Source organism: Sulfitobacter undariae (genome assembly GCF_014196805.1).
GTDB classification, from domain to species: Bacteria; Pseudomonadota; Alphaproteobacteria; order Rhodobacterales; family Rhodobacteraceae; genus Sulfitobacter; species Sulfitobacter undariae.
In genome coordinates, this window is record NZ_JACIEI010000007.1 from 63,844 (window position 1) to 81,651 (window position 17,808).

A 17,808-nucleotide genomic window follows, 5' to 3' on the forward strand; every position below is an offset into this window, starting at 1 on the left:
TTACATGTGGATGACTTTGCCATAGGCATCCAGCACGGATTCATGCATCATTTCCGACAAGGTCGGATGTGGGAATACGGTGTTCATCAAGTCTTCTTCGGTGGTTTCCAACTGACGGCCCACCACATAACCCTGAATCAACTCGGTCACTTCGGCACCAATCATATGCGCGCCCAGCAATTCGCCTGTTTTGGCGTCAAAAATGGTTTTAATCAAACCGCTCTCCTCGCCCAAAGCGATGGCCTTGCCGTTGCCTATAAAGGGAAAACGGCCCACTTTAATGTCATAACCCAGCTCTTTGGCCTTCGCTTCGGTATAGCCGACAGAGGCCACTTGCGGGTGGCAATAGGTGCAACCAGCGATGCTTTCGGGTTTGACGGGGTGGGGGTTTTCACCTGCCATCAATTCGGCCACCATGACACCTTCGTGGCTGGCTTTATGTGCAAGCCACGGTGCACCTGCGATGTCACCGATGGCATAAAGCCCGTCAACGCCTGTACGGCAGTATTCGTCTGTCACAACATGGGTGCGGTCGATTTTGACACCCAGCTCCTCAAGGCCAAGGTCTTCGATATTGCCAACAATGCCCACAGCACTGATGACCGTATCGAATTCCTGTGTCTCGATCTTGCCGCCCACTTCGATATGCGCGGTGACCTTATCCCCCTTGCGATTCAGTTTTTTGACCATCGCCTTTTGCATGATCTTCATGCCCTGTTTCTCAAACGCTTTTTTGGCAAACGCCGAGATTTCAGCGTCTTCCACTGGCAGCACGCGGTCCATGACCTCGACCACAGTCGTGTCGGCGCCCAGCGTATTATAGAAGCTGGCAAATTCGATACCAATCGCGCCTGATCCGATGACCAACAGCTTTTTCGGCATATGGGGCGGTTGCAATGCGTGGCGATAGGTCCAGACCAGTTTGCCATCGGCCTCAAGGCCCGGCAATTCACGCGCACGTGCGCCTGTGGCCAACACGATGTTCTTGGCGCTCAGGCTTTCGGTGCCTTTGTCGGTTTTAACGCTCACCTTGCCCTTGGCAGGGATCGTCGCCTCGCCCATCACCACGGCAATCTTGTTCTTCTTCATCAAATGGCCGATGCCGCCTGACAACTGGCCCGCCACTTTGCGCGAGCGTTTCACAACCGCATCCAGATCGTAACCAATGCCATCTGCTTTCAGGCCAAATTCTTTGGCGCGGTGCATCAAGTGGAAAACTTCGGAAGACCGCAGCAAGGCTTTGGTTGGGATACAACCCCAGTTCAGGCAAATCCCCCCAAGGTTTTCACGCTCGACAATACAGACTTTCATGCCCAATTGCGCGCCTCGGATGGCGGCCACATAGCCCCCCGGACCTGCTCCGATTACAATCAGATCATAGGTTGTCTCGGCCATTTCACACCTCTTGCTAGGTTTGGAACATATAGTTTACCATTAAACCATACCACTACCACCAACAATGGCTAGGGCGGATTGCAGCACTTGCGCCCTGCCCGCCCTGTTTGAGATGTTCTTTGCCTGTCGCACCCAAAAGGAATGCCTTTCAGGCGGCCTGTTTGGTCTGGATCTGGCGCAGAGTATGACCATAGCTGCCCGCTTGCGCATAAGCGACCTCACTGCGCGTATCCTCACGTGACAAGGCCGCATTGCGATAAGGAAAACGGCCAAACTGGCGGATCACTTCGCGGTGTGCCTGCGCGTGCAGCAGGTTGTTGCCGCCCTGTTGTGGCATTCTCTCCACCAGCAGGCGGATGCAGCGATCTTGGTCACACAGGTTTTCCGAATGCATCAACGGCAGATAGAAAAACTGTCGCGCCGGAGCGTCGATTTTCATGTCCCAGCCTTTGCAGATGGCCCGTTTGGCCGCCGCATTTGCGACCGCATCCATAGAGAACGCCCGCCCGTCGTCGTTGCGGAACATGTTGCGCGAGAATTGATCCGTAACAATGAGATAGGCCAGCGTGCCTGAGGGGTAGGTCAGCCACATGCTCAGGCCGCCATCGCGTGCGGCCTCCCATGTGGACATAAATTTCTCGCGGATTTCCGCATCAACCGCGTCATCCGCAAGGTACCATCCTGCGGGTCCAACGTGATCCAACCAAAACTCAAGTACTTTCTCGGGGCCTACCATCGCCGCATCCTTCCTGCACAGTGGTAACAATGCCCCCAGCTAAATGCATTTCAACCTGTTTTAACAAACACGAATTGCAACAAAACGGTTACATTCCCAATCTAGTTGCCCACAAACCTCATTGTTGGGCGCTACCACAGCGAAAGCCCGCCAAATCAGAGGCTTGTTTTACCCACCTCAGGTTCCTCAAGCTGTTCTTGCTCTTCGAGCTCCTGCTGCTCTTGCTCTTCCAACTCTGTCTCAATCACGTATTCCTGCGCGATTTCCATCGCAACTGTGGTCGCTGTCGGCCCCATAACAACATAAGATGCGGTTTCATCGACAGGTAGTGTGGCACGCACTGTGGAACGGTAGCCCGCGTAAATCACCATCGCTACAAACAAGACTGCGGTGAAAAGATAGAAGCCACCCGGCCCCAAGGACGTCCCCATCATCCAACCTGTGATCACCGGCCCCAAGACCGCGCCAAGGCCGTTGATGAACAGCAACCCACCAGAGGCCGCAGCCATATCATCATGCTCGAGAAAGTCGTTGGTATGCGCGATCAACAAAGAGTAGAGCGGGTTCGCCATGCCACCGACCACAAACGCCGAGACAAGCAGAAGCGAAAACACATCGCCCAGAACCATCCCCATCACCGATCCGGCGGCACCGATCAACGAAACGATAATGATCAGGAAACGGCGGTCCATACGGTCTGAAATCCAGCCGATAGGATATTGCAAGATCACCGCCCCCACAAAGAAGCTGGCGACAAAGCTGGAAATTTGCGCAACGTTCAATCCCGCTTCGGCACCGTAAACAGCCGCCATACCGAATTGCGCGGAAAAGATGCCACCCAAAATGAACATACCCACACACCCCAAAGGAGAGAAGCCCATCAGCGCGCTCAGGCTCATCGGTTTGGTGCGGTCAAACGCGGGTGTTGGGCTGATCGACAGCAGGATCGGCGTGACCGCAATGCTCACCGCGATGGAGGGGATCACAAACAGGATAAACCCGTCAGGTTCGGCGACCAGCAGCATGGCCTGCGCAGCAACAATACCCAACGTTTGCACGATCATATACAGCGACAGCGCCTTGCCGCGATTAGAGTTGTCTGCCGCGTTGTTGAGCCAGCTTTCGGCAGTTACGTAAACCGCAGAAAAGCAAAACCCGATCAAAACACGGCCCAAGATCCACATCGGCACGTTGGGAAAGGTTGGGTATAGGATCATCACAGCAGAAATAGCCGACGCCAGCGCCGCAAACACGCGCACATGCCCAACCCGCTGGATCATACGCGGTGCCAAACGCGAGCCGCCAAGGAAGCCCACAAAATACGCCGACATAACAATCGACATCATAAAGGTGTCAAAACCTTCAATCTCACCCCGAATACCCAGCAAGGTACCCTGCATGCCGTTACCCAGCATTAACAGGAACATACCAAAAAGAAGCGCCCATGCGCTGGAGAGGACCTGAAGCATTATGTGGTTCCTTGTATCTGCGGGCCACCCTTAGCGGCGCAGTTATTTTAGGGTAGGCTCAAATGCGACTATTTCAATCGCTTTTGCGCGGAGGAAGCAGGAGTGACGCATCACCGTATGAGAAGAATCGATATTTCTCAGCGATAGCGTGAGAATATATCATTCGGATGACATCGCTCCCCATCAACGCAGAGACCAGCATCATCAAAGTCGAGCGCGGCAGATGAAAGTTGGTCATCAGCGCATCTGCGACATTAAACTGGAATCCGGGAGTGATGAAAATATCTGTATCCCCTTCCCAAGCCGCGATGGCACCGCCTTTGCCTGCTGTCTCAATCAACCGCAGCGCGGTGGTGCCCACAGGGATCACACGCCCGCCAGCAGTTTTCGTTGCGGTGATTTCATCAACGGCGGTCTGTGTGACCTGCCCCCATTCCGAATGCATCTTGTGATCGGAAATATCATCGACCTTCACAGGCAGAAAAGTACCCGCGCCCACGTGCAGCGTGACATATGAGAATTCGACACCTTTGTCGCGCAGAGCAGCCAACAAAGGCGCGTCGAAATGCAAGGATGCTGTCGGGGCTGCAACCGCGCCGATGTTCTTGGCCCAAACCGTTTGATAATCGGTTTTATCTTGTGCATCCGCTGGACGTTTGGCCGCAATATAAGGCGGCAACGGCATCGCCCCCGCCGCATTCAGCGCCTTGTCGAAATCAACGCCTGTGATGTTAAAACGCAGATAGGCCACTCCATCCGAGATCGCCTCGAAGGTCGCACTCAGATCGTCAGAGAAAACAATTTCTTCACCTATTTTCAGCTTTTTAAGCGGCTTGATCAGCGCCGACCATTGGCCTGCATCCGCCTGTGGCTCCAACAAGGTTGCTTCGATCTTGGCGGCGACAGGTCCCTGCCCTGTCACACGGTGACGCAGGCCGGACAGCCGCGCAGGGATCACACGGGTGTCATTCAACACCAATCGGTCACCCGCATGCAGCCAGTCCAGTAAATCATGGACCCGCGCATCGTGGATTTCAGCCCCCTGCGCCACCAGCAAACGCGCAGAAGAACGCGGCTGTGCAGGGCGCACCGCGATGAGGGAATCGGGAAGATCGAAGTCAAAATCACTTAGTTTCATGATCCTGCCTCTAACGGCCTTCATACTCGTGTACAACGGGCCTTTTGGGCGTTTCAACGGGTTCTGGCGGGGTTTCGCCTTCTACGGTTGGAACTTGGGTTTGCGGGGCGCGGAACACATTGCGCAACCCGCCTGGCGCCAGAACCGATAGCGGGTTTATAGATACTTTGGGTGCTTTGGTGTTACCGCCGAGAGTATAGTTAAACCCTAACAGGCCTTCGCCTTTGCGCGTCAGCACCGATCCTATGCCGTTCAAAAGGTACACAGGTGTCACCACACCTTGAATGGCAATCTGCCCCGTATCCGTGGCAAACACCCCGTCAGCAGACAGGCCCAGTGATGCCCCGACAGCGCTGGCACGGCTAAGGGTGAAACGCCCCGGCGTCATGCGAAATTCGGCCTCGACCTCATCAAAGTAGATGCCGTCACCGTTCATTTCATTGACCAACCCGACCACAGACAGCGAATTCACCAGAGCCGCCATTGCAGGTGCATCCTTGATCGACACCCCAGTGATTTTGGCCCGCCCGTCATAGGCTGAGCCGTTGCCAACAGGGGTAAGCGCCAATTCTAGCGCACCACCAACAGCCTGCTTCAACAACCCAGCCGAGCGCAGCACGCCACCGGCGTCAGCCGATGTCATTTGTACTGCCGTTCGGCCATTTTTCGGTAGCACCCGCCCCGACACACCCGTTTTACCGTTCACGCGCGCCTCAAACGGGCCGTCAATGCCACCCGCCGTTTTAAACGTGCCTGCCAGTCCTTGAAGCCAGATGTCTTCGGTGATTTGCAACCGATCAAGCCTGACTTGCATAGGCGCTGCAGGCGCGGACGGTGCTCCAGCACCGCCACTTCCCCCACTGCCGCCGAATTGCGCGCCGCGCAGATCCAGTTGACCACCGCGCACAACAACCTGAGGCGCACGGTTGCCCCCCTGACCCACAAGCGCTGCACGTACATTCAGCCAGTCGCCCACACGCAAGCTGTCCAACTCCAGCACATCCAAGCCACCCGAATTGGCCAGTGTGATGCTGCCTTTGGCGGACAAGCCTGCGCCTGTAAGAGACATTGCAGTAACGGCGGGCTTGGCACCCAGCCTAATATTCATATCCAACGCGCCACGGGTGTTTTTATCTTTACGCCACCCCAGTTGCGGAATAACCAGTGCAGCGCCCCGCAGATCCGAGCGGATTGACATGCGCGGCGATTGGCCTTTGGCAAAATCAATGCCGATTGAAGCGCGTGTTGACCCTGTGACCATACCATCCGGCAGGCCCACATTAAACGCCGCGAGCGCCTTTGGCGTAATTTGCGCGGTGCCTCGTAGCGTGCTTTTGGAGGAGCCATTTCCCAGAGGTTGCTGCCAACGCCCGTCAAATGCGACACCATCCAAGGTTCCACGTCCTGCGATTTCAACGCCAGTGTCGCTGGCTGTCACCGCCATGCGTTGCGATTTCAAAGTGCGGCTTTTGATCAATTTACGACTGGTCAGATTCGATACATTGCCCGTCACATCAAATTTGACCGCATCCGCTCCGCCGCCTCGCATGAGGGGAAAGGATATCGTGCCACTGGCATCCACCTCGCCCTCACCCAAATCCACAGGCAGGCCAGCGCGGCTCATTACGGACATCGGCGGCTGGTCAAGCGACCACAGGGCAGCCGTGGCCGAGCTGCGCAGGTTCAACCGCACCACTGCAGGCGCGCCGCCCTTCACAGTCACGTCGGGAATGATGAAGGCGGATCTTTCAACCTGTACCGCCCCGCCCATGCCTGCCTCGACCACGCCTTCGTCCAAGGACACAACCAGTCGCGTGCCATCGAGACTGACCTGACCACTCGCTTGAGAAATAGGCGGCAAGGTTGGCAAAAAGCGGGCGTTCCCTTCGGCAAAATCCATCCCCAGAAAAATCCGTGGCTTTTGTTGAGGCGAAATCCGCAGGGCGAAATCCGCGTCCCTTATTTTGGCAGCATACACATTCTCTTCGAGCCATTGGCGGGTCTTTTGACCGACATTTGAAGGCCAAAGTTCCAGCACACGTTTCGGATCAACACTTTGTGTCCGCGCATCCAGCGCCACCTTCCAGCCATCAGGTTCGGCGCTTAGCGTCCCAAAGGCATGGCGGGTCTGGCCTTGATCAAAGATATCAAAGCGGCCAACATTCAGATTAAACGGCGCTGTTTGCAGGCGGAAATCGACCTCTGCACGGTCCAGTTCGATGGGCTCGGGATATAGCCCCAAGGGATTTGCGTGGATATCGGTCAGGCGGAACTGCCCCACCAATGCTTCTAAGGTGCCCTCAGTCAGGCCCGTCATGCTTGCGGTGCCTTCGCCGCTGGCACTGCCCCATTTACTGTCCACCGAAATGTCATCAAACTCGACCAGCCCTAGCGCAGAGTCGTAGGAGAAATAGCTGCGTGCTGAATCGAACGGGATCGGTTTTGTGCCCTCATTGGGCTGTAGTACCCCAGCGCCGATATGAAATGTCGCACTGAGCGGGGCCAATGTACCGTCACGCCGAACCCCCGAACGCAACGCGCCCGAAATCGGCGCACGCAGCGCACCCATCCATGCAAAGGCAGGGCTTTGTGTGGCAAGGTCACCGGCAGAGGCCTCTGATAGCTGCACACCGAATTGCGCCTCGGGCACGCCGATGACGCTGGAGTAATTCGCAGCAAGCGTCGTGACGCCTGGCCCTTCTCCCAACAGCGCAAGGTCAACATTAACAACCAATGCACCCTCTTTGCGCACCGCGATCAGCCGCCCGCCATCCAGTGTAAAAGCCTTCTCGGCGCGTTGATCAATGTATTGTAGTGTCAGACCCCGCATTTCCGCATTATCCAATGCGGCCAAACCGGGCTGCTGCAAAACCGCATCGATTTGTTCAACCACAGACCCCAGACTGCGGCTCTGGCGTGTGGTGCCCGCACTGCGTGTGCCGCTCAGGGCTGTTTGCAGTGCCAATGTGCCGTCGGGCGCACGCACAATAGTCATAAAAACACCGCGCAAAGCTACTTCTGCGGGCTGAAGTTTTCCTGTGCGCAGCGCGGGCATCGAAAACCGTACCCGCGCCTCGGAAAAGCGGATCAGCTCGGCGCCTTCAGGTGTCTCGACAGACACATCGCTCAGCCGGATGCGCGGGCGCCAGCCCTCTTCCATCAAGAACCGCAACTCTCCGAAAGAGATTGTGACAAAGGGGAATTCTTCCTCAAGGCGCTGTTCGATCCGTGCCTCTATCCATGCAGGCACAACAACAGGACGGTCATAGAAGAAGTACACAGCCCCAACAGCAATAACCACGGCCAGAACCACCAGCGACCAGATCGCATTAAAAAGACCGATCAACAACATCAGCAAACCGCGTTTGCGGCGGGATGGCCTGACTGGCGGGGGCGCGGTCGGTGCGGGGTCTGCCATCAGGTACGGGTCACTCACTAGGGATTCTACTTTTGCGGCGCTACGGGTTGGACATTTGCGCCTCTGACCTACTATGACAGAGGATAACCGCCCCTCCAAGGGCACCCCTTTCCCAACGGCGGAGTTTTACATGCCAGAGATTTCAAAACCTGCACCAGAATTTACCCTGCCCGTCACAGGCGGAGGCAATGTGACACTCTCCGCGCTGCAAGGCACCCCCGTTGTGTTATTCTTCTATCCGCGTGACGACACCCCGGGCTGCACCACAGAAAGCATCGGCTTTTCCGAAAAGTTGGCAGAGTTTGAGGATGCTGGGGCAAAAGTGTTTGGCGTGTCTCGGGATACGATGGCGAAACATGACAAATTCACAACCAAACATGCGCTGACCGTGCCATTGCTCTCAGATGAAGAAGGTACAGTGACCGAAGCCTATGGCGTCTGGGTGGAGAAAAATATGTACGGCAAGAAATCCATGGGGATCGAGCGGGCAACCTATCTGATCGACGCGCAGGGCAACATCGCACAAATTTGGCGCAAGGTTAAAGTGGCAGGCCATGTCGAGGCCGTTCTAGACGCGGTGCGCGCGCTATGATGCCTCTTGCCCAAATGGCCGAAGCCGTATTGCGCACCGCTGATGGCCGCGAAAAAACGGCCCTGTCGCATAAATACGCCGCCGAATGGCGTGCGGCGCGTGAAGACGGCAGCCACCCCGAAATTGGCACAGCCAACCCACCGCTTCACCCTGCCCGCCCTGCGACGCCAGAGCTGCTCAGCCCCCGTGATGTGCCGCGTCGCCGCCCCGGCACACCGGAGGGACGTATCGCATTGATGCATGCAGTGGCGCATATCGAATTGAATGCCGTTGATTTACACTGGGACATCATTGCGCGGTTCACAGACATCAAAATGCCCATCGGATATTATGATGACTGGGTGAAATCGGCTGATGAAGAATCCAAACATTTCAACCTGATGTGCGACTGCCTTGAAGCTGCGGGCAGCCATTACGGTGCCCTTCCTGCGCATGCCGGCATGTGGCGTGCCGCCGAAGATACAGCGGATGACATTATGGGCCGCCTTGCCGTTGTGCCCATGGTACTGGAAGCCCGTGGACTGGACGTGACCCCCGGCATGATCAAGGTTTTCAAGCAGGCCAAGGCAGACGACACAGTTGCGGCCCTAGAAATTATCTATGCAGAAGAAGTACATCACGTCGCCTATGGCTCCAAATGGTTCCACTTTTTATGTGGTCGTCATGAGATGGACCCGACGCAAAAATTTCACGCGCTGGTGCGGCAATACTTTCACGGCCAACTAAAGCCCCCCTTCAACGAAGAAAAACGCGCCGAGGCCGGAATTCCGCCAGATTTCTATTGGCCCCTCGCGCAAGAACGTTAAGCTTTGGCAGGCAATCCTGCCAAAGTGGGCGGTTTTTTGCCTATATGACACATTATTCGGCAATGAAACGTCACAGGTGACCACAAGGGTTGCCCGATGGTGCCTCAAAAGTTATTGCAGTTTTGTTAACAGATTTGTGAGGGACACATAAATCTGGAACGGGACCTAAGGGAATTATCAGACGTGCGTACAAAGCTCGCGATTAAGACAGACGCGTTTCTCGGGAAGCATTTCCCTGAACGCCGTGTATTTTTGAAATCAGACAATGACGCACGCTTCATCCGTCTGCGGCCGATCACACAGTTGATCGCTTTGACTGGATCAGCACTTTTTGTCGCTTGGGCGATTGTTGCGACGGCCATCATTCTGATGGACAGCATCGGTTCGGGGAACTTTCGCGAGCAAGCAAAACGTGACCAACGCACCTATCAAGCGCGCCTTAACGATCTCAGCGGTCAACGCGACACCCGCGCTGTTGAAGCGCTGGCCGCACAGGGCCGCTTTAACGCCGCCCTTTCCCAGATTTCGATCATGCAATCCGAGCTGCTCGCTTCTGAAACCCGCCGCCGCGAACTGGAAACCGGCATTGACGTGATCCAGTCCACGCTGCGCGACACGATGAAAGACCGCGAAGCCGCCCGCAAACAGGTTGCACTGCTTCAAAGCGAAGACGGCGCTGCGATCCAAATCGCCGCCAGCACTGCCCCCATGGATTTTCTTGCCGAAGCACTGGAACGTACCGCCAAAGAACGCGATCAGGTTATTCTGGACTCACAAGACGCGCTTTTGATGGCGGACGAGTTGAACCAGAAAATCGCAACCATGCAGGAACAAAACGACACGATCTTCCGTCAGCTGGAAGAAGCGATGACTGTATCGGTTGCACCGCTGGACCGCATGTTCCGCGAAGCTGGCATGCCCACCGAAAAGATGCTTAGCACAGTACGCCGCGGTTATTCCGGCCAAGGTGGCCCCCTGACGCCCCTTAGCTTTACAACCCGTGGCGAAAAACCATCCGCTGACACGTTGCGTGCCAACCGTCTGATCAGCCAGATGGACCAATTGAACCTCTATCGCCTTGCAGCTGCAAAAGCGCCCTTTGCGAATCCCGTAAAAGATTCGTTTCGCTTTACATCCCAATTCGGCTTCCGCCGTGATCCAAAGACCGGTGGACGTCGCATGCACTCTGGTGTTGATTTCGCGGCGGGCACAGGCACGCCACTCTATGCAACGGCGGACGGTGTTGTGACTCACGCGGGTTGGAGCTCAGGATATGGACGTTTGGTCAAAATCCAGCATGAGTTCGGAATCGAGACCCGCTATGCACATCAATCAAAATTGCGTGTGAAGGTTGGTCAAAGAGTGTCGCGTGGCGATAGAATTGGTGATATGGGTGCTACAGGACGGGTCACCGGCGTGCACCTCCATTACGAAGTACGCGTCGGCGGTAAGGCCGTTAATCCAATGATCTATATCAAGGCAGCAAACGATGTTTTCTAAGAGCAAAATCAATGATCCCGCCCAAGGCGGCACAGATGCACCTAAACCCGCAGTGCCCTCTTCTACAGCACCTGCGCCATCCATGCCGCCACAAAAGCAGAACGAGTTCAAGGCAAGCGCCCCCAAAGCCAAGCCCCCTGCCTCTGTTTTGTCCGCAGACCTGCACGTCACGGGCAACATGAAAACAACCGGTGATATTCAGGTTGAAGGCACTGTTGAAGGCGACATCCGTGCGCATCTGCTGACCATCGGCGAAACAGCAACCATCAAAGGCGAAGTGATTGCCGATGATGTTGTGATCAATGGCCGTATCGTTGGCCGTGTCCGTGGCCTGAAGGTCCGCCTGACATCCACAGCGCGTGTTGAGGGTGACATCATCCACAAGACTATCGCCATCGAGAGCGGCGCGCATTTTGAAGGCTCTGTGCAGCGTCAGGACGATCCGTTGAACCCAGGCGCAAAAGCTGTGCCAGCGCAGAAAGCAAACCCTGCTTCTTAAGCTGAGGTTTGATTGAGAATTTCAGGACGCCGTGAGCTTTGCTTGCGGCGTTTTTGTTTATCTAGGAATCTGTAGCGTGACGTAGGATGGTAAAGTCAGCTCCCCTCCTAAACCAGCCTTACCGCCCCTCCATTTTAGCCCCAGCATCAATCAGCGGCCCCACAGCATCGCTGATCAATTCAACCAACTCCTGGGTCCATGAATTGATAGTCGTCGGGTATGTCCAAAACATAGGTGGTTTTATACTTCATTTCGCCTCGGAATTCGGCCCGCAGGCGCGATAAATGTTTGTCTTCCATATCACAAATAACGTCAGCCCAGCGGATATCACTCACGTTCACTTGCCGACGCGCCTTGCTGCTGGTCCCTGCTGAGCGGGTGTTCACCCCGTCGTGGCGCTGGAAAATCTTCTCGCCCGTGGGGCTGCGCCATTTGTTCATGCTACAAATGAAGAGTATATTCATCGACTGTATCGTGTCCTTTGGGGTGTCATACAGGTCTATTGAATTGTGATGTTAAGCTGTTTTAGGAGCGCGGTACAATCCACCGAGACGACATGTGAGAACCTATCAGAAAATTTCGTTAAAACCTGCTTTTACAGACCGCCGATATCCACCCCCGCTCCAAACGAAAAAGGCGCCCCTTGCGAGGCGCCTCAATTCTTCAAACCACGGCAAGTGCCCTAGTCTGTGACAGTTACCGTCTTCATCACATCAGGTGCGCCGATCACAGCGCCATTGCTGCCTGCGCCGCGTTTGATCGCGTCAACCACGTCCTGACCGTCGGTTACACGGCCAACAACCGTGTATTGTCCGTTCAAGAAAGGCCCTGCATCAAACATGATGAAAAACTGGCTGTTGGCAGAGTCTGGGCTTTGCGAGCGCGCCATGCCGACAACGCCTTTGTCAAACGACACATCCGAAAATTCCGCTGGAAGGTCGGGCAGATCAGAGCCGCCTGTACCTGCGCGGCGCATGTCACCGCCGACGCGGCCAAATTCTACATCGCCAGTTTGCGCCATGAAGCCATCGATGACGCGGTGGAACACCACACCATCATATTTACCATCTGCCGCAAGCGCCGTGATTTGGGCCACATGTTTGGGGGCGATGTCTTCCAGCAGATCAATTGTGATCGTGCCGTTTGCTTCGCCCTCAACTTCGATCTTCAGGCCAGAGGCCAGAGCCGAGCTTGCGATGAGCGTCGCGAAGACGCCGCCTGCGATAAGCTTACGCATCTGCGGCAACTTTAACGCTGATCATACGGTCAGGATTGGCAGGTGGCTCGCCCTTAACAATCGCGTCCACATGTTCCATGCCAGAGATAACCTGACCGTAAACAGTGTACTGGCCATTAAGGAAGTCATTGTCTTTGAAGTTGATAAAGAACTGGCTGTTGGCCGAGTTCGGGTTGGCTGAACGTGCAGCGCCCAGTGATCCGCGTGCGTGTGGGATCTTGGAGAATTCTGCGGGCACGTCGGGGTGCTCGGAGCTGCCTGTGCCTGCGGCGCGGGGGTTATAGTCTTTTTCCATGTTGGCGTGCTGAACATCGCCGGTCTGGGCCATAAAGCCGTCGATGACGCGGTGGAAGGCCACATTGTCATAAGCGCCAGCACGGGCCAGCGTTTTCATACGCTCGGTGTGCTGTGGTGCCACATCGGGCAGCAATTCGATGATGACGGTGCCGTTTTTCAGCTCCATCAGGATTGTGTTTTCTGGGTCTTTGATCTCGGCCATGGGGCGCTCCTTCTAAAATCTTACCAGTTACCTAAGGTGCAGAGGCACAATTGCCAAGTCAGAGCATTGACCCTAGGCAAGATAACGGCAAAACAACGGGTAACTTTGATCACAAATACCAAGGATCCGAACACATGGGCTGGAAATCACTTGATGACATGGACCTGCACGGCAAGCGGGTTCTGGTACGCGTCGATATCAACGTTCCCGTTGAAAAAGGCCAAGTCACAGATGCCACGCGAATCGAACGGATTGTACCAACGGTGCATGATATTCTGGCGAAAGGTGGCTCGCCCATTTTGCTGGCCCATTTTGGCCGCCCCAAAGGCAAGGTCAACCTGGACATGAGCCTGCGCCAAGTGGTCCCTGCCCTGCGCCACGCGCTGATGCGCTCGGTTGCATTGGTAGAGACCTTGGAGGCTGCCGAAAAGATGACCGCCGAAGTGGCCGCCGCCGAGGTTGAGCTGATCGAGAACATCCGCTTCCATGCGGGCGAGGAAGCCAACGATCCTGAATTTGCACAGCGTCTGGCAAAATTGGGCGATGTGTATTGCAACGATGCGTTCTCTGCAGCGCACCGCGCCCATGCCTCGACCGAAGGCATTGCGAAATATCTGCCGTCATGCGCAGGCCGTTTGATGCAGGCCGAACTGTCGGCACTGGAATCTGCGTTGTCCAAACCCGAACGCCCTGTTGGGGCGGTTGTGGGTGGTGCCAAAGTTTCGACCAAGATCGCGCTGCTGGAGAACCTAGTGAACCGTCTGGACGTGCTAGTTATTGGCGGCGGCATGGCCAATACATTCCTTGTGGCGCAAGGCGCGCAATTGGGCGCATCTTTGTGCGAGATGGATTACTTGGACACCGCACGCGATATTATGGCGCAAGCCGCCAAGGCGGGTTGCCGCGTGATCCTGCCCGTAGATGGCTTGGTTGCGACCGAATTCAAATCCGGTGCCGCGCATGAGGTTGCCCTGCTTGGGCCAGATACAGTTCTGGATGCGGATCAAATGGTATTGGATGCAGGCCCCGAAACCATCAAACAGATCAAGATCGCCTTTGAAGGATTGAAAACACTGATCTGGAACGGACCTATGGGCGCGTTTGAAATCGCCCCCTTTGATACGGCCACCGTTGCGGCGGCCCAATGCGCAGCGGAACGCACCCGCAATGGCGCGTTGATTTCTGTTGCGGGTGGCGGTGATACCGTCGCGGCGTTGAACCAAGCGGGCGTGGCGGATGACTTCACCTATATCTCCACCGCAGGCGGTGCCTTTTTGGAGTGGATGGAAGGGAAAACCTTGCCCGGCGTGGCCGCATTGATAAAGTGATCCCTTTATGAGGATGTAATCATGCGCCGTTTTATCACCCCTGTTGTTCTATCTTTTTTGCTGTCGTCACCGGCGCTGAGTCAGCAGGCCCAAAACCAGCCCTCGATCTGGTCGTTGTTCACGTTTGAACGCCTCGGCAATGCTGTGTTCAGCCAGCTCATGATGTCTGCCCGCGCCTTTGCGGATATTCGATATCAAGCGGTGCAGGCTGATTTGATGAGTGGACAGATGGGGATCGTCGGGTTGGAGGTTATCCCGAACCTTCCCGGTGTGGCCGCAGGTGCCTGCGTGATCCGCGCCCAACGTGCCACTCTGCGCGGCGCGCCACTGGATCAAGTGGATCAGATGCGGGTCAAGGTGTCGCTAGACAATGCTGTAGTTGATTTCGACTGCCTCCCGGCCGAAGCCCGTCCGATGGTGGGCATGGTTGGCATCACGGATATTATGATCGACCGGTTAGACCTGATGGTGGATTACAACATGCCCCAAGGCAGTGCGACGATTGAATTCGAAGCAGGCGTTAACGGTCTGGTACGGGTCATCGGGGATGTCGATCTGGATTACATCAGTTACCGCATGGATTTTGAAACCGAAGAATCGGACCCCTCAGCGCAATTGCGTAGCGCCCGTTTGCAAATCGAAGATATGGGTTTGGCTGCACAGGCCGAACGTATCTTACCCCCAGAAATGCGTGAGCCAGCAACCGCCTCTGCGATGGTTGAGCAGAACCTGGCAGCGATGCTGGGCGGCGGAGCGCCTCTTGGACCTGTGCAACAACAGTTGGTCACAGACGCAGGCAAAGTGGCTGCGACCTTGGCCCAAGGCGGGACGCGCATTGTACTGGAAACCAACATTCAAGACGCGCCACTGACGGTCAATGAAGCCTCGCTGAGTGATCCGACAGCCTTGATCACAGCCCTTGCCCCCCGGATCAGCAACACCCCCATGGCCTTACTGAGCAATATACCACGCGACATCCTGATTGCCGCCACCAAAGGCAAACTGGCTGACGAGGATCGCCTGCCCGTGGGTCGCGCATTGATCACAGGGATTGGCGCGCCGCGAGACCGTGATCTGGCCGCCCAAATTCTTGCGCCTTTGTCCAAAGAAGGCAACGCCGAAGCAGGGCTTTTGCTGGCCGAGGCCTTTCAAGACATCAACCCCGATCTGGCTTACCGCGACGCTCTGACAGCGGTAGCAACGGGCCGTGCCGATGGCTTGGCTCTTTTGGACCGTCTGGAGGATTCTCTGATCTTTGATGTGGTCATGGACATTCAATCCGGTGCTGTGCCCGATGCCCTGCGCGCACCTGATCGTTTTACAACATTGGCGCAGATGCGTAGCGCTGCACGGGCCCACACCACAGGTCTAGGCGCACCGCGCAGCTATGAGACCGCCTATTTCTGGGCGTCAATGGCCGCAGCAGGGGGCGATAGCGCCGCCGCCGCACTGCGCGATGATCTGGACGAACGTATGCGCCTACGCGGCCTTGCAGAACCATGGGCCGTGCGCACGGCCAAGATCGAGCGCGACGTCTTGTTGGGCTGGATTAAAAGCGACTTGGCGCAAAAGCTGCAACAACAATAGGCAGGACTGCCACACCCGAAGGAAATCAGTTCTTTCGGGTGTGTTCAGACAGAATCAGGGGATTCACAAAACGATTCCCTTGTGCCATAAGAGAGTATCCGCCCGACAAGAGGCGGTTTATTCGGCAGAATTTCAGGCACTTCTTTCTAGGCGCAGTTACCATGAGCAAACCCACGTTTGGCCCTATCCTATTCTTCGCGATTTCATTCGCGCTGAGTCTGTATTTCACTTTTGCTGCAGTGCAAGGTGACTTTGGTCTGTTCCGCCGCGCCGAAATTCTGGCCGAGGCGGATCAGATGCTGATACAATTGGCGAAAGTGCGCGCAGACGTGGCGCGGATGGAAAACCTCACCAACCGCCTGTCTGACGATTATCTCGATCTGGATTTACTGGACGAACAAGCCCGCAGCGTGCTGGGTATGGTACGTACAGACGAGATTGTCATCAGATAGGCCCTCCAGCCCGCCTGATTCAAACCTGTAATACAAAGTTCACTCGCCAAGGCCGTTCGAATCCTTTATGATGTAGTTTAACGTTAAACTATATATGGCGCGGATCAACCGCGCCGACTGGAGGATCGCCCTATGGTTGCCAAAAAGCCGAGCACCAAAGCCACCCCGTCAAATGTGTCGGCGGATGAGTTAAAAGCCTATTACCGCGACATGCTATTGATACGCCGCTTTGAAGAAAAAGCGGGCCAGTTATATGGCATGGGTCTGATCGGCGGTTTTTGCCACCTGTATATCGGACAAGAAGCGGTTGTTGTCGGCCTAGAGGCAGCAGCGGAGGAAGGCGACAAGCGCATCACCTCTTACCGTGATCATGGTCACATGCTGGCCTGCGGGATGGACCCGAACGGTGTTATGGCAGAGCTGACAGGCCGCGAGGGGGGATACTCCAAGGGTAAAGGCGGCTCGATGCATATGTTCAGCAAAGAGAAGCATTTCTATGGCGGTCACGGCATCGTAGCGGCGCAGGTGCCTTTGGGCGCGGGTTTGGCCTTTGCGGATAAATACAAAGACAACGGGCGTGTGACCTTTACCTATTTCGGTGACGGTGCCGCGAACCAAGGTCAGGTCTATGAGGCGTTCAACATGGCGGCCCTGTGGAAATTGCCCTGCATCTTTGTGATTGAGAACAACCAATACGCAATGGGCACCTCGCAGCAACGCTCCACCTCCTCCGCCGAGATTTACGAGCGCGGCAAAGCCTTTGGCATTCCGGGAGAAGCCGTGGACGGCATGGATGTTTTGGCGGTTAAAGCCGCAGGCGAGACAGCAGTCAAGCACTGCCGCTCGGGCGAAGGCCCCTACATTCTGGAGATCAAGACCTACCGTTACCGTGGGCACTCCATGTCGGACCCTGCCAAATACCGGACCCGTGAAGAAGTGCAAAAAATGCGCGACGAGCGCGACCCGATTGAAGCTGTGCGCACGCTGTTGCTGACTGGCAAACACGCAAGTGAGGATGATCTGAAGAGCATCGACAAAGAGATCAAAGCTATCGTGAACAAAAGCGCCGATTTCGCCAAAGAAAGCCCAGAACCGCATCTGGACGAACTTTGGACCGATATTTACGCTGAAAAAATTCCACAGGAGGCATGA

Annotated in this window: 16 protein-coding genes; 8 read left to right on the forward strand and 8 right to left on the reverse strand. The window is 55.7% G+C overall.

The genetic code is table 11. The annotated features are described in order from the left end of the window. The 5 genes from lpdA to GGR95_RS11355 all read right to left on the reverse strand — a co-directional run bounded on the left by lpdA (nucleotide 1) and on the right by GGR95_RS11355 (nucleotide 8,174). Nucleotides 1-1,395, reverse strand: coding sequence for a dihydrolipoyl dehydrogenase (gene lpdA / locus GGR95_RS11335; RefSeq protein WP_184565897.1), 1,395 nt, complete (start codon nucleotides 1,393-1,395; stop codon nucleotides 1-3). A 148-nt stretch (nucleotides 1,396-1,543) separates the two neighbouring features. Next, nucleotides 1,544-2,131 carry a DUF924 family protein gene (locus GGR95_RS11340; RefSeq protein WP_184565899.1) on the reverse strand — a complete coding sequence of 196 codons (588 nt, stop codon included), beginning with the start codon at nucleotides 2,129-2,131 and terminating at the stop codon, nucleotides 1,544-1,546. A 155-nt stretch (nucleotides 2,132-2,286) separates the two neighbouring features. After that, nucleotides 2,287-3,600, reverse strand: coding sequence for an MFS transporter (locus GGR95_RS11345; RefSeq protein ID WP_184565901.1), 1,314 nt, complete (start codon nucleotides 3,598-3,600; stop codon nucleotides 2,287-2,289). A 73-nt stretch (nucleotides 3,601-3,673) separates the two neighbouring features. Further along, nucleotides 3,674-4,738 (reverse strand): tRNA preQ1(34) S-adenosylmethionine ribosyltransferase-isomerase QueA, encoded by a 1,065-nt coding sequence (gene queA / locus GGR95_RS11350; RefSeq protein ID WP_184565903.1) that lies wholly within the window; start codon nucleotides 4,736-4,738, stop codon nucleotides 3,674-3,676. Nucleotides 4,739-4,748: 10 nt separating this feature from the next. Continuing rightward, nucleotides 4,749-8,174: a YhdP family protein gene (locus GGR95_RS11355; protein ID WP_184565905.1), complete on the reverse strand. Its 3,426-nt coding sequence runs from the start codon at nucleotides 8,172-8,174 to the stop codon at nucleotides 4,749-4,751. Between the two features lie 112 nt (nucleotides 8,175-8,286). Between GGR95_RS11355 and GGR95_RS11360 the strand changes: the two genes are divergently transcribed. The 4 genes from GGR95_RS11360 to GGR95_RS11375 all read left to right on the forward strand — a co-directional run bounded on the left by GGR95_RS11360 (nucleotide 8,287) and on the right by GGR95_RS11375 (nucleotide 11,553). Further along, nucleotides 8,287-8,748: a peroxiredoxin gene (locus GGR95_RS11360; protein WP_184565907.1), complete on the forward strand. Its 462-nt coding sequence runs from the start codon at nucleotides 8,287-8,289 to the stop codon at nucleotides 8,746-8,748. Further along, nucleotides 8,745-9,554 (forward strand): ferritin-like domain-containing protein, encoded by an 810-nt coding sequence (locus GGR95_RS11365; RefSeq protein WP_184565908.1) that lies wholly within the window; start codon nucleotides 8,745-8,747, stop codon nucleotides 9,552-9,554. The genes GGR95_RS11360 and GGR95_RS11365 overlap by 4 nt, the downstream gene beginning before the upstream one ends. A gap of 183 nt (nucleotides 9,555-9,737) precedes the next feature. Next, nucleotides 9,738-11,054 carry a DUF5930 domain-containing protein gene (locus GGR95_RS11370; RefSeq protein WP_184565910.1) on the forward strand — a complete coding sequence of 439 codons (1,317 nt, stop codon included), beginning with the start codon at nucleotides 9,738-9,740 and terminating at the stop codon, nucleotides 11,052-11,054. After that, nucleotides 11,044-11,553 carry a bactofilin family protein gene (locus GGR95_RS11375; protein WP_184565912.1) on the forward strand — a complete coding sequence of 170 codons (510 nt, stop codon included), beginning with the start codon at nucleotides 11,044-11,046 and terminating at the stop codon, nucleotides 11,551-11,553. Before GGR95_RS11370 ends, GGR95_RS11375 begins: the two co-directional genes overlap by 11 nt. Before the next feature lie 179 nt (nucleotides 11,554-11,732). Here GGR95_RS11375 and GGR95_RS11380 read toward each other — a convergent pair whose 3' ends face one another. The 3 genes from GGR95_RS11380 to GGR95_RS11390 form a co-directional block, all read right to left on the reverse strand. Beyond that, nucleotides 11,733-12,017 (reverse strand): low molecular weight protein tyrosine phosphatase family protein, encoded by a 285-nt coding sequence (locus GGR95_RS11380; protein ID WP_221384864.1) that lies wholly within the window; start codon nucleotides 12,015-12,017, stop codon nucleotides 11,733-11,735. A gap of 218 nt (nucleotides 12,018-12,235) precedes the next feature. Beyond that, the gene (locus tag GGR95_RS11385; protein WP_184565914.1) at nucleotides 12,236-12,790 is read right to left on the reverse strand and encodes a peptidylprolyl isomerase; all 555 of its coding nucleotides are present in this window, start codon (nucleotides 12,788-12,790) and stop codon (nucleotides 12,236-12,238) included. Beyond that, nucleotides 12,783-13,289, reverse strand: coding sequence for a peptidylprolyl isomerase (locus GGR95_RS11390; RefSeq protein WP_184565916.1), 507 nt, complete (start codon nucleotides 13,287-13,289; stop codon nucleotides 12,783-12,785). Before GGR95_RS11390 ends, GGR95_RS11385 begins: the two co-directional genes overlap by 8 nt. A gap of 134 nt (nucleotides 13,290-13,423) precedes the next feature. Here GGR95_RS11390 and GGR95_RS11395 point away from each other — a divergent pair, with 134 nt between their 5' ends. From GGR95_RS11395 to pdhA, 4 genes are all read left to right on the forward strand, one after another. Next, nucleotides 13,424-14,617, forward strand: a complete 1,194-nt coding sequence (locus GGR95_RS11395) for a phosphoglycerate kinase (RefSeq protein ID WP_184565918.1) — start codon at nucleotides 13,424-13,426, stop codon at nucleotides 14,615-14,617. Between the two features lie 21 nt (nucleotides 14,618-14,638). Further along, complete coding sequence (locus tag GGR95_RS11400; protein ID WP_184565920.1) at nucleotides 14,639-16,204, forward strand: hypothetical protein; 1,566 nt, start codon at nucleotides 14,639-14,641, stop codon at nucleotides 16,202-16,204. A gap of 161 nt (nucleotides 16,205-16,365) precedes the next feature. Then, nucleotides 16,366-16,656, forward strand: a complete 291-nt coding sequence (locus GGR95_RS11405; protein WP_184565922.1) for an FtsB family cell division protein — start codon at nucleotides 16,366-16,368, stop codon at nucleotides 16,654-16,656. Nucleotides 16,657-16,788: 132 nt separating this feature from the next. Beyond that, nucleotides 16,789-17,808 carry a pyruvate dehydrogenase (acetyl-transferring) E1 component subunit alpha gene (gene pdhA, locus GGR95_RS11410; protein WP_184565924.1) on the forward strand — a complete coding sequence of 340 codons (1,020 nt, stop codon included), beginning with the start codon at nucleotides 16,789-16,791 and terminating at the stop codon, nucleotides 17,806-17,808.